Here is a 12,664-nt window from a genome sequence, read left to right on the forward strand (position 1 = left end):
AAATATTGCCGAGGTCATCAACAGTCCATCAGCAGGCGATGAATTGACGACGCTCCTCTCCTCGGCCTACCTATAGGCTTGGAGGCATTCGTTAACCATGCAGCTTTCCGACCGGCAGCGGCTATCCTATCTGTATATGCGTGAGGGCTGGCGGCGCTTCTCGCGCAGGCTTGCCTTGGGCCGGATCAGCGCCATGCGTTTTTCCGGCGGCACGCCCGATCGACTGATCGTCGCGCCGACGGATTTGCATCCCGCCGATTCTTTTGCCGGCGAAGAAATCATGGCCGGCCGTTTTCCGCTCGCCGGCCGCAGCCTCGAATGCGAGGGTGAATCACCCTTCGCGCTGGAACTGCCGTCGGAAGAGTTCGCCGTTCGCCTGCATTGCTTCGGCTGGCTGCGCCATATGCGCCTCGTCGATCCGGAAAAGGCGGCGCACACCACCCGCTTCATCGTCGACGATTGGCTGCAAAGCCATGGCCGCGTCATCGGCGGGCTTGCCTGGCGGCCGGATGTCACGGCGCAGCGCATCATCGCCTGGCTCTCCCATTCGCCCGTTGTGCTGAAGGATGCCGATTATCCTTTCTACCGCCGTTTCCTGAAGAGCCTCGCCTTCCAGGTGCGCTACCTGCGCCATGTCGCCGATACGACGCGTGACGGTGAGCCGCGGCTGCGCGTGCGCATCGCACTTGCAATGGCCTCCATCGCCATGCCCTCCTCGCCGTCCAAGATGCGCAAGGCCGCGCGCCATCTCGACGAGGAGCTGGACCGGCAGATCCTGCCGGACGGCGGCCATTGCTCGCGCAATCCGCGCGCCGCGCTTGATCTGCTGCTTGACCTGCTGCCGCTGCGCCAGACCTATGTCAATCTCGGCCATGACATGCCGGCGCAGCTCATTCCCTGCATCGACCGCATCTATCCGGCGCTGCGCTTCTTCCGCCATCAGGGCGGCGAACTCGCGCTGTTCAATGGCGCGACCTATACGCTGGCGAACGAACTGATGTCGGCACTGCGCTATGACGAGACCGGCGGCGCGCCCTTCAAGGCCCTGCCCTCGATCAATTATGACCGGGTGGCGGTGAAGGACACCGTCGTGGTCATGGATACCGGCATGCCGAAATCCGTCGATCTCTCGTCGACAGCGGCGGCCGGCACGCTTTCCATCGAAATTTCCTCGGGAAAGAACCGCTTCATCGTCAATTCCGGCCGGCCGCGTTTTGCCGGCGAGGCGATGCGGCAGATGTCGCGCATGACGGCAGCGCATTCGGTGGCGACGCTGAACGACACGTCCTCCTCGCGCATCTCCTCCTCGCGCTTCCTTGGGCCGATCATCATCGGCGGCGTCAGCAAGGTGAATGTCGCGCGGATCGAGCGCGATTCCGGTGCCGATGGCGTGACGGCCAGCCATGACGGTTATCTCAAGCGCTTCGGCCTCATTTACGAGCGCGATATCCTGGTGTCGGCGACGGGCGGCGAAATTCGCGGCCGCGAGCGCTTCTTCAAGATTGCCGCGCCGAATGCACCCATCGAGAAGGGCACGGCCGTCGTGCGCTTCCATGTCCATCCGACGATCCAGCTCTACCGCGCCTCGGCCAACGAGACGCGGCTGGTGGCGCCGGATGGCGAGGCCTGGGCGCTGACCTGCCTGGATGTGCCGGTCGAGGAGGAAGAGGACGTTTTCTTCGCCGACCCCTCAGGCGTGCGCCCGTCCCGGCAGCTGACGCTGACCATGCCGCTTTCCGAGATGCCCGAGGTTCAGTGGTCGCTGGCGCGGCAACGTTGAGAATTCAGCCTTTCAAGGTTTTCTCCCGCCCGCGCCTGTGATAACGGGGCGCATGACCATTTGCCCCTCCTCCCGGGGCCGCAGAACGGAGCGCCCCATGGCCGTTGTTTCCAAGAAAATCCCCGCCCCTGATCGCGTTGCCATCCGCACCGCGCTTCTCTCCGTGTCCGACAAGGCCGGCATCGTCGAGCTTGCAAAGGCGCTGGCCGACAAGGGCGTTCGCCTGCTCTCGACGGGCGGCACGCACAAGGCGCTCAGCGATGCGGGCCTCGCCGTCACCGACGTTTCCGAGGTCACGGGTTTTCCCGAAATCATGGATGGCCGCGTGAAGACGCTGCACCCGTCGGTGCATGGCGGCCTGCTGGCGATCCGCGACGATGCCGAGCATGTCGAGGCGATGAAGGCGCACGGCATCGGCGCGATCGATCTGGCGGTCATCAATCTCTATCCGTTCGAAGAGGTTCGCGCCAAGGGCGGCGACTATCCGACGACGGTCGAGAATATCGATATCGGCGGCCCGGCGATGATCCGCGCTTCGGCGAAGAACCATGCCTATGTGACCATCGTCACCGATCCCTCGGACTATCCGGCGCTGCTGGAGGAGCTGGCCGACGGTTCGACCTCCTATGCCTTCCGCCAGCGTCTTGCTGCAAAGGCCTATGCCCGCACGGCGGCCTATGACGCTGCGATTTCCAACTGGTTTGCCGAGGCGCTCGATATCGCCATGCCGCGCCACCGCGTGCTCGGCGGCGTGCTGAAGGAAGAGATGCGCTACGGCGAGAACCCGCACCAGAAGGCGGGCTTCTATGTCACGGGCGAGAACCGCCCCGGCGTGGCCACTGCGACGCTGCTGCAGGGCAAGCAGCTCTCCTACAACAATATCAACGACACCGACGCCGCCTTCGAGCTGGTCGCCGAGTTCCTTCCGGAAAACGGTCCGGCCTGCGCGATCATCAAGCACGCCAATCCCTGCGGCGTGGCCACCGGCAAGACGCTGAAGGATGCCTATGCGCGGGCGCTCGCCTGCGATCCGGTTTCGGCCTTCGGCGGCATCATCGCGCTGAATTCGACACTCGACGGCGAGACGGCGGAAGAGATCGTCAAGCTGTTCACCGAGGTCATCATCGCGCCCGATGCCGATGAGAAGGCCCGCGCCATCATCGCCTCCAAGCCGAACCTGCGCCTGCTGGTGACGGGTGCCCTGCCCGATCCGCGCATTCCCGGTCTTTCGGCAAAAACGGTCTCCGGTGGCCTGCTGGTTCAGAGCCGCGACAATGGCATGGTCGAGGACCTCGAGCTCAAGGTCGTCACCAAGCGCGCGCCGACGGCGCAGGAGCTTGTCGACATGAAGTTCGCCTTCAAGGTCGCCAAGCATGTGAAGTCGAATGCAGTAGTCTACGCCAAGGATGGCCAGACGGCCGGTATCGGCGCCGGCCAGATGAGCCGCGTCGATTCCGCCCGCATCGCTGGCCTCAAGGCCGAGGAAGCGGCCAAGGCCATGGGGCTGGCCGAACCGCTGACACGCGGCTCCGCTGTCGCCTCGGAAGCCTTCCTGCCCTTCGCTGACGGCCTGCTCTCGGCGATTGCCGCCGGTGCGACGGCGGTCATCCAGCCGGGTGGTTCGATGCGCGATGCCGAAGTCATCGCGGCGGCGGATGAAGCGGGCGTCGCCATGGTCTTCACCGGCATGCGCCATTTCCGCCACTGATCCTTAGCCGGAATCATCCGAAAAATAGAAACGCCCCCCCTTGCGGGGCGTTTTGCGTTTCAGGCGCCGACTTTCGCGGCCGGATAGGGCGTGCGCAGCAGGAGCAGGAAGCCCACCACGAGGAAGACGATAAGCGCCATCATGCCCGCGCGGGCTGAGCCCGTCACGGTGGTGATGAGCGCGACCGAGAGCGGCGCCAGGAAGGACGTGGCGCGGCCTGAGAGGGCGTAGAGGCCGAAATAGCGGCCGGCCTCGTCCGGATGGATGCTTCTTGCGAGATAGGAGCGCGCGGAGGCCTGCACGGGGCCGAAGGCGACGCCGATCAGCAGGCCGTAGAGGATATAGGCCTTTTCCGCTGCGGTACCGAAGAGGCCGCCGGAATCCTCTGTTGGAAGCGGGATCAGGCCGAACAGGGTGAAGCCGGGGCCGGTCGAGACGATGCCGATGGTTGCGATGGTCAGGCAGACGAGGCTCATGACGACGACGGTCTTGGAGCCCAGGCGCGTATCGAGCCGGCTGGCATAGAGGCAGCCGCCGATGGCGACGACATTGAGGATGATGCCGTAGATGCCGAGTTCGAAGGTCTGCCAGGCGAACATGCCGGCGGCGAAGGTGCCGCCGAGCGCCAGCAGGCCGTTGACGCCGTCCTGATAGATCATGCGGGCGACGAGGAAGCGGAAGATGCCGGGCTTGCTGCGCAGGTCCTTCAGCGCTTCGGAGAGGTCGGCGAAGCCGGCGCGCACGGCGGCAACGATCGGCAGGCCCTTGCTCTGGTCCGGCGTGAAGAAGAACATCGGCAGGATGAAGACGAAATACCACAGCGCCGAGATCGGCCCCGTGATGCGGGCATCCTCGCCGGCGTTCGCATCAAGGCCGAAGAGTGGAGTGATGCCAATGGCGGTCTTGCCGGTTTCCGGATTGGCGGCGAGAAGTGTGACGACCGCGATCAACACGATCATGCCGCCGAGATAGCCGAGACCCCAGGCGATGTTGGAGATGCGGCCGGTATCTTCCGGACGCACGAGCCGCGGCATCATGGAATCGTTGAAGACGATGGAGAATTCGGCCGCCACCGTCGCCAGAACGATCAGCACCATGGCGTAGAGGAGGCCGCTGCCGGGGGCGGCATACCACAGCGCGGCAAGCGAGAGGATCTTGATGGCCGCAAAGACGGCGATCCAGGGTTTTCGCGCACCGGAGGCGTCGGCAATCGAGCCCATGATGGGGGCGAGCAACGCAATCGCGATGCCGGAGAGGGTGAGCGTGTAGCTCCAGGCGGCCTGGCCGGCGGCGTGGTCCTCTGTCAGGCGTGAGACGAGATAGGGGCCGAAGATGAAGGTGGTGATAACGGTGAAAAAGGGCTGTGCCGCCCAGTCGAACAGCATCCAGCCTGTTATCCCGAGCCGGCCCGTGCGTGGCTCCCGGCCTTCCGTGACAACCGTCATCGCCCCTCCCGTATGGTGTCGGGGCGATGACCGCGCCCGTCCTCAAGCCGGCTAACAGGCTCTGTCAGCCGGCAGGGGACTGTGTCATTTCGCTCTTTCCTGCGCAAGGTCGCTCAGGATGCCGGCAGCGACCGAGACCTTGGCCAGCGTTGCTTCGCCGGCTTCCGTCAGCGCCGAGAGGTTTGCCGTCACGCGGGTGAGCCGTTCCTTGTCGCCCTGCTGCCAGGCGGCGAGCGGCGCCTTGTCGCCCTTGTGGCGCGTCAGCACCACGGTGGCGAGGTCACGGCGGGCATTGGCGATGTCGGTGAGGCTGCGCTGGAGGGCGAGCGCCTCGTAGAGATCGCCGGTCGGGATGCGGCTTGCCGACGAGAGCAGACGGCCGATATTCAGCGTCGCGCTGATGCCGGCGAAGGTCTGCGCCGTCTTGGCGAGCGAATCGCCGGTCGCGTTGGCGATCAGCATGACCTCTGGCACGAAGGTGAGCATGGAGAGGGTCGCGATTTCCTCCGCGAGCTCGGCCGGAACGCCCTCGTCCTCATAGGCATGGGCCTTGCGGCGCGCCTCGTCGCCGGCGGCATCCGAAACCAGCGTGGAGAGCTGCGGACGCAGCTGCTTCAGCGCCTGCTTCAGCTTGTGCACCGCCTGGTCCAGCGGGCCGGAGACGGCGCCGGTGGTCAGAAGCAGGCTGGTGACGTTGGCATAGATGCGGCCGATCTCTTCGTAGAGCTCGTTCTGCAAGGTGCCGGCGACCTGGTTGTCGAGCGCATCGACGCCGGCATAGAGCGCGGCGAGGCCATAGCCGTCGCGGGCGATCACCGCCGCCTTCACCGCATCCGCCGGGCCGAAGCCGGTGCCGTCGGTCAGGCCGTTGATGAAGGCCGGGCCGCCGCGGTTGATCACCTCGTTGGCGAGGATCGTCGCGATGATCTCGCGGCGCAGGCGATGCGAGCGGATATCGTCCGCATAGGTCTTCTGCATCTTCGCCGGGAAGTAGCCGGTCAGCGTCGGTTCAAAATAGGGCTCGTCCGGCAGATCGGTATGAACGATCTCGTCGAACAGCACCAGCTTGGCATAGGAGAGCAGCACGCCGATCTCCGGCCGCGTCAGCGGCTTGCCGGCTTGGTAGCGTTCGGCAAGCGTCCGGTCGTCGGGAAGCGTCTCGACCTTGCGGTTGAGCAGGCCTGCCGCCTCGAAGCGGTCCATCAGGCGGGTGAGCGGCGCGCGGTTGGCGGTGCCCTGCTTTTCCGTCAGCGAGATCGCCAGCGATTGCAGGTAGTTGTTGCGCAGCACGAGATGGCCGACTTCGTCGGTCATCGAGGCGAGCAGCACGTTGCGCTTGGCGCGGGTCAGCCGCTCGTCGCGCATCGCCGAGGCGAGCGCGATCTTGATGTTGACCTCGACGTCCGACGAGTTCACGCCGGCCGAGTTGTCGATGGCATCCGAGTTGCTGCGGCCGCCCTTGAGGCCGAAAGCGATACGGCCGCGCTGGGTGACCCCGAGATTGGCGCCTTCGCCGATCACCTTGGCGCGAACATCCTCGCCGACGATGCGGATCGGGTCGTTGGCGCGGTCGCCGACTTCGGCGTCCGTCTCGTTCTGGCCGCGGATATAGGTGCCGATGCCGCCGAACCACATCAGATCGACCGGCGCCTTCAGGATCGCCGTCATGATCTCGAACGGGGTGGCTTTGGCCTTGTCGAGGCCGATGACGGCTTGTGCCTCCGGCGTCAGCGTTACGGATTTCTCCGTGCGCGGGATGATCATCGCACCCTTGGAGAGCACGGAGCGATCATAATCCTGCCAGCTCGAGCGCGGCAGGTTGAACATGCGGCGGCGCTCGGCGAAGGACGTATCGGTATCCGGCGACGGATCGATGAAGATGTCGCGGTGGTCGAAGGCCGCGACGAGCTTGATCTTGCGCGACAGCAGCATGCCGTTGCCGAAGACGTCGCCCGACATGTCGCCGACGCCGGCGACCGTAAACGGCGTCTTCTGGATGTCGATGTTCATCTCGCGGAAGTGGCGCTTGACGGTTTCCCAGGCACCACGGGCGGTGATGCCCATTTTCTTGTGGTCGTAGCCGGCCGAGCCGCCGGATGCAAAGGCGTCGTCGAGCCAGAAGCCGGCCTCCTGCGCCAGGCCGTTGGCGGTATCGGAGAAGGTCGCGGTGCCCTTGTCGGCGGCGACGACGAAATAGGGGTCGTCACCGTCGATGCGCACCGTATCGGCCGGCGGCACGACATCCTGGCCGACGATGTTGTCGGTGACGGAAAGCAGCGTGCGGATATAGGTCTTGTAGGCCTCGGTGCCGGCCTTGAAGATCGCGTCGCGGCTGCCGCCGACGGGAAGCTGCTTCGGATAGAAGCCGCCCTTGGCGCCGACCGGCACGATGACCGAGTTCTTGACCTGCTGCGCCTTGACGAGGCCCAGCACTTCCGTGCGGTAATCCTGGGCGCGGTCCGACCAGCGCAGGCCGCCGCGGGCGACCTTGCCGAAGCGCAGATGCACGCCCTCGACTTCCGCGCCATAGACGAAGATCTCGCGGAACGGGCGCGGTTCCGGCAGGCCGTCGAGGGCCTTCGGATCGAGCTTGATCGCGAAGGTCCTGCGTGGCTTTCCGTCGGCATCATGCTGGAAATAGTTGGTGCGAAGCGTCGCCTGGATGGCGTTGACGTAGCGGCGCAGGATCCGGTCCTCGTCTAGGCTCGGCACGTTGGCCAAGGCTTCTTCGATTGCGGTGGAGACGTCGCCGGACTTCTTCTCGCGCTGGCGCTCGGTGAGCTTCGGGTCGAGACGGGTCTCGAACAGGCGGAAGAGATTGGCGGCAATGGCCGGATACTTGTTCAGCGTATCGGCGATATAGCCCTGCGAATAGGCGATGCCGGTCTGGCGCAGGTAGCGCGAATAGGTGCGCAGCGCCATGATCTCGCGGGCCGAGAGACCGCCGGTCAGAACGAGGCGGTTCAGCGCGTCGTCGTCCACCTCGCCGTGCCATGCCGCCAGGAAGGCTTCCTCCAGCATGGGGCTCAGCTTGGCGAGGTTGATCTCCAGGCCGTCGCGCTGCTTCAGCTCCATGTCATGCAGGATTACGCGGCGCTCATGGCCGTCGAAAGTCGAGAGTGTCAGGTCGTGCGTCTGCTCGCTGATGACGTTGAAGCCGAGATTTTCGAGCAGCGGCACGCGGCGCGACAGGGAAACCGGTTCGCCGGCGTGGAAGATCTTCAGCTCCACCGAGGCAAGGTCGGTGTTCCAGGCCTTGCGGTAGAAGGAGATGCGGATCGGGTTTTCCGAGGTCGCCGTCGAAATGAGGGCGAGGTCGGCATTGGCTTCGGCCGGCGTAAAATCTTCCTGATAGCCGGGATCGGTGGCGAGGCGCAGGCCGTCGGCGCTGGACAGCGCCTCGAAGCGGTCGCTCCAGCGCGTGGCGATCTCGCGCACCGCCTGTTCCAGCTTGTTCTGCGCAATGCGCGGTGTCTTGCCGCCGGAGCGGCCGATAATGAAGTGCACGCGGGCAAGGCCACCCTCTGGGAAAGCCGGGTAATAGGCCGAGACGCGGCCATCGTAAGCCGACTTCAGATAGGTACCGATCTTTTCGCGCACATCGGAATCGTACTGTTCGCGCGGTACGTAGACGATGACGGAGACGAAGCGGTCGAAGCGGTCGATGCGCGGCAGCACACGGATGCGCGGGCGGTCGGAAAGCTCGTTGATCTGTTCCGAGAAGGTGGCGAGCAGGCCGGGATCGATCTGGAAGAGGTCGTCACGCGGATAGGATTCCAGCGTGTTGATCAGCATCTTGCCGGAATGGCTCTTCGGGTCGTAGCCGAAATGATCGATGACCGCCTCGACCTTGGAGCGCAGCAGCGGGATCTGGCCGGCGGCATGCGTATAGGCCGTTGAAGTGAAAAGGCCGACGATGCGGAGTTCTCCCACCACCTTGCCCTTCTCGTCGAAGCGCTTGAGGCCGACATAATCCATATAGGCGCGGCGGTGCACGACGGATTTCACATTCGCCTTGGTGACGATCAGGAAATCCGGGCCTTCGAGGAATTCGAGGATTTCCGGCGTCGTCGTCACGGCGTCCTTGCCCAGTCGCAGCACGCGCACATCGGGATCGGAGAGAATGCCGAGGCCGTCGCCGCCGCGTTCCACCGTCGCCTGTTCGCCCTTGCCGGAATAGGAATATTCCCGCATGCCGAGGAAGGTGAAATTGTTGCCGCGCAGCCAGTCGAGGAAGGCGAGCGCCTCGCCCTTGCCGGGCTTGTCCTTGGCGTAGCGCTCCATGTCGGCGGTGGCGCCGTTGAGCTTTTCCAGCATGGCGGGCCAGTCGTCAACTGCCAGATGCACTTGGTTGAGCACATGCATCACCCGGTCGGCCAGCGCTGCGGCTTCATTGGGCGCCAGTTCGGAAAGGTGGATTTCGATATGGCTGACGCGTTGCGTCGGCTCGCTCTCCTCGTCGGGCGAGAAGAGTTTCGGTGCTTCGTCCTTGTTGACGACGAGGATCGGATGGATTGCGAGATGGATATCGCGGTGCGTGCTCGTCACTTCGCCCATCACCGAATCATAGAGGAACGGCTGGTTGCGGTCGGTGACGGAGAGGACGGAGACCGGCTGGCCCTGCGGCTTGACGTCGGCAAGCGTGGTGACGGTGACGCGTGGTTCACTGCCGTCCCAGGCCTCGATTTCCGCCATGGCATGGGCGGCGGCGGCGGCAAGCATCGGGCCGGTATAGTGCTCCAGATCGTCCTTGCTGGCACGCCCGAAAAGGATGTCGGGGTTGAGTGTTTTTGCGCCGAGAGCGGCGGCTGCGGCCTTTGCGGCCTCGATGTGTTTTTCTCGTTTCACGTTAGTCCGGGCACCCATGGAATTCTCCCTCGAATCCGATGGCCGGACGTTAGCAGAAGAAAAAATACACGCGACGAAATTTGTGCATTTGCGAGAAAATTCAATCGATTTTGTCCGAGATAGGTCAGTTTTGCTGTCGTTTCGTCGCCAAATTCGTGCTTTTTCGTCGAAAAGCAGCCAAAAACCGGCCGAACTCCGTTTATGCCGCTCTGCGGTAAGGTGCCAAATGCGGCGCGACCGTTGACAGGTCCTGACCCCCTTGCCATCACTCGGACGAAACGAAGGAAGCCGGCTATGAGCGAGAGCGACAAGGGCACCGTCATCGTCATTTCGAGCCATGTGGTGCGCGGCACGGTGGGCAACCGGGCGGCCGTCTTCGCGCTCGAAACGCTGGGGCACCCGGTCTGGGCCCTGCCGACGGTCATCCTGCCCTGGCATCCCGGTCACGGCCGCGCGACGCGGGTCGCGATATCGGATGATGATTTCGACGCGATCATCTCCGACATGATCCGCTCGCCCTGGCGCGGGGAGGTGAAGGCGGTGCTGTCAGGTTATCTTGGCAGCGCGGCGCAGGCGCGGTCCGTGGCGCGGCTGGTGGCTAGCCTGCGGGCCGACAATCCCGAGCTTCTTTATATGTGCGACCCCGTCTGCGGTGATGAGCGCGGGCTCTACGTGCCGGAGGCGACGGCGGTGGCAATTCGCGACAGCCTGCTCCCGCTCGCATCGATCGCCACACCGAACCGCTTCGAGCTCGCCTGGCTCGCGGGGGCGCCGCTGGAGACCAACAACGCGATCGTGGAGGCCGCGCTTTCGCTCGGTCCGGCGCGCATGCTCGTCACCTCCTCGCTGCCGCTGATGGCGGGCAGCACGGGCAATCTGTTTTTGTCGGGACGCAGTGCGCTTTTGGCCGAGCACCGGCTGGTGGACAATCCGCCGAACGGCACCGGCGACCTGCTCGCCGCCGTCTTCCTGTCGCGGCTGATGGAAAACCTGCCCGAGGAGCGGGCGCTGATGCTGGCCACGGCGAGCGTCTTCGAGATCGTGGCGCGCACCGCCAAGCGCGGCGCGGACGAGCTGACGCTGGAGCAGGATGCCTCCAGCATTTCCACACCGATGGCCATGGTGCACATGCGCCGTCTCGTTCATCCGGCGCAGCCGCGCCGATCCTGACTTGCGTCTGTCCCCGTCGAGTGGTTTATGCGGGAAACCGGATGGAGCCTCTTCCGGTGGATCGTATCACGGGGGTATTCCGACCTATGAACCGCTTTCCCGATCGTCTTCTGAATGGCTATCGCAATTTCATGTCCGGCCGTTATGCCGAACAATCCGCCCGCTACCGGGCGCTGGCCGAAACCGGCCAGAAACCCAAAACCCTCGTCATTGCCTGTTGCGATTCCCGCGCGGCACCGGAGACGATCTTCGACAGCGGTCCGGGCGAACTGTTCGTGGTGCGCAACGTCGCCAATCTCGTGCCGCCCTATGAGCCGGACGGCCAGTTCCACGCGACATCCGCCGCCCTGGAATTCGCGGTCCAGTCGCTGAAAGTCACCGATATCGTGGTGATGGGCCACGGCCGATGTGGCGGTATTGCCGCGGCCCTCGATCCGGATGCCGAGCCGCTGTCGCCGGGCGATTTCATCGGCAAGTGGATGGGCATGCTGAAGCCCGTCGCCGAGCAGATCCAGAGCGCGGAAATCCTGACCCAGGGCGAGCGCCAGCGCGCGCTCGAGCGCGTCTCGATCCGCAATTCCATCGCCAATCTCAGGACGTTTCCCTGCGTGCGCATTCTCGAGGAGAAGGGCCGTATCCAGCTGCATGGCGCCTGGTTCGACATCTCGACCGGCGAGCTCTGGATCATGGACGCCGCCACCGGCGACTTCAAACGCCCGAGTGCATAAGTAAGTCCGGACAGTGCGGCAACAAAAAGCCCGGCTTGGTCTCCCAAGCCGGGCTTTTTCAATTTCAGGGCGATCGGTGATCAGTCGCCGTCGATTTCCGCACCGATGATGGCGATCGCGCGCTGATAGACGCTCGCCGCGTTCCAGCCCTGCAAGGCGCCGAAATTGCCCTGGCCCGGCTGGTATCCGCCGCCGGCGCTCCAGCCGTGGCCGCGCAGGAAGTTTGCGGTGGAGGCAAGCGCGTCGGCCTTCGAGCCGACGAGGTCGATGCGGCCGTTGCCGTCGCCGTCGACGCCGTATTTCAGCACGTTGGCCGGCAGGAACTGCGTCTGGCCGATTTCGCCATGGGCTGCACCGCGCGCCGTGGTGCTCAGCGTACCGTTCTGCACGAGCTGCAGGGCGGCGTAGAGCTGGTTGGTGAAGTATTCCGTGCGGCGGCAGTCATAGGCGAGCGTCGCGACGGCAGACAGCGTGTGCTCCTTGCCGAGGAAGCCGCCAAAACCGGTTTCCATGCCCCAGATGGCGATCAGCGGGCCGGCCGGGACGCCGTAGCGGGCTTCGATACGATCGAACAGGGCGGCGTTCTGCTTCTTCATGCTCTTGCCGCGGCTGATGATAGCCTTGCCGCCGCGCTTCTGCATGAACTGGTCGAGCGAGAGCTTGAAGCTCTTCTGGCCGCGGTCGGCGCGGATCGTGGCGCGGGCATAGCTGACATTGGCGAAGGCCTTGTCGAGCGTCGAACGGCTGATGCCGCGGCCGGCCGCCTCGTCCTTGAAGGATTCGACCCAGGCCGGAAAACCGCCTGCATCATTTCCGCACTTGGCGGCCTGAGCCGCTACCGGTACCGCCGCCGTGGCGATCATTGCGGCCAGCACCTTGGCCACGCTCTTGATCATGCCCATGAAAAACCCCGTGATCTCGTGAATTCCGCTGCGGGAGCATGGCATGCTCCCTTGTTCCTGTCATCGCACCTTGCCGTGAGCCG

7 protein-coding genes are annotated in these 12,664 nt (G+C 64.6%); 4 read left to right on the forward strand and 3 right to left on the reverse strand.

The window, feature by feature from the left end; genetic code table 11:
• Nucleotides 1-97 precede the first annotated feature (97 nt).
• Together AC27VQ_RS15425 and purH are read left to right on the forward strand one after the other, a co-directional pair.
• Nucleotides 98-1,780 (forward strand): heparinase II/III family protein, encoded by a 1,683-nt coding sequence (locus tag AC27VQ_RS15425; RefSeq protein ID WP_488716947.1) that lies wholly within the window; start codon nt 98-100, stop codon nt 1,778-1,780.
• A 97-nt stretch (nt 1,781-1,877) separates the two neighbouring features.
• Nucleotides 1,878-3,488, forward strand: coding sequence for a bifunctional phosphoribosylaminoimidazolecarboxamide formyltransferase/IMP cyclohydrolase (purH, locus tag AC27VQ_RS15430; RefSeq protein WP_488716948.1), 1,611 nt, complete (start codon nt 1,878-1,880; stop codon nt 3,486-3,488).
• A gap of 59 nt (nt 3,489-3,547) precedes the next feature.
• Here purH and AC27VQ_RS15435 read toward each other — a convergent pair whose 3' ends face one another.
• Both AC27VQ_RS15435 and AC27VQ_RS15440 read right to left on the reverse strand, forming a co-directional pair.
• Nucleotides 3,548-4,933: an MFS transporter gene (locus AC27VQ_RS15435; protein ID WP_488716949.1), complete on the reverse strand. Its 1,386-nt coding sequence runs from the start codon at nt 4,931-4,933 to the stop codon at nt 3,548-3,550.
• Between the two features lie 84 nt (nt 4,934-5,017).
• On the reverse strand, nt 5,018-9,799 hold the full coding sequence (locus AC27VQ_RS15440; RefSeq protein ID WP_488716950.1) for an NAD-glutamate dehydrogenase: 4,782 nt from the start codon (nt 9,797-9,799) through the stop codon (nt 5,018-5,020).
• Nucleotides 9,800-10,075: 276 nt separating this feature from the next.
• Here AC27VQ_RS15440 and pdxY point away from each other — a divergent pair, with 276 nt between their 5' ends.
• Nucleotides 10,076-10,951, forward strand: coding sequence for a pyridoxal kinase PdxY (gene pdxY / locus AC27VQ_RS15445; RefSeq protein WP_488716951.1), 876 nt, complete (start codon nt 10,076-10,078; stop codon nt 10,949-10,951).
• Nucleotides 10,952-11,037: 86 nt separating this feature from the next.
• Nucleotides 11,038-11,679, forward strand: a complete 642-nt coding sequence (locus tag AC27VQ_RS15450; RefSeq protein ID WP_314089864.1) for a carbonic anhydrase — start codon at nt 11,038-11,040, stop codon at nt 11,677-11,679.
• Nucleotides 11,680-11,759: 80 nt separating this feature from the next.
• Here AC27VQ_RS15450 and AC27VQ_RS15455 read toward each other — a convergent pair whose 3' ends face one another.
• Nucleotides 11,760-12,581, reverse strand: a complete 822-nt coding sequence (locus tag AC27VQ_RS15455) for a lytic murein transglycosylase (RefSeq protein ID WP_313524066.1) — start codon at nt 12,579-12,581, stop codon at nt 11,760-11,762.
• Between the last annotated feature and the right edge of the window lie 83 nt (nt 12,582-12,664).

Source organism: Shinella sp. 20P9.1.1 (assembly GCF_057798995.1).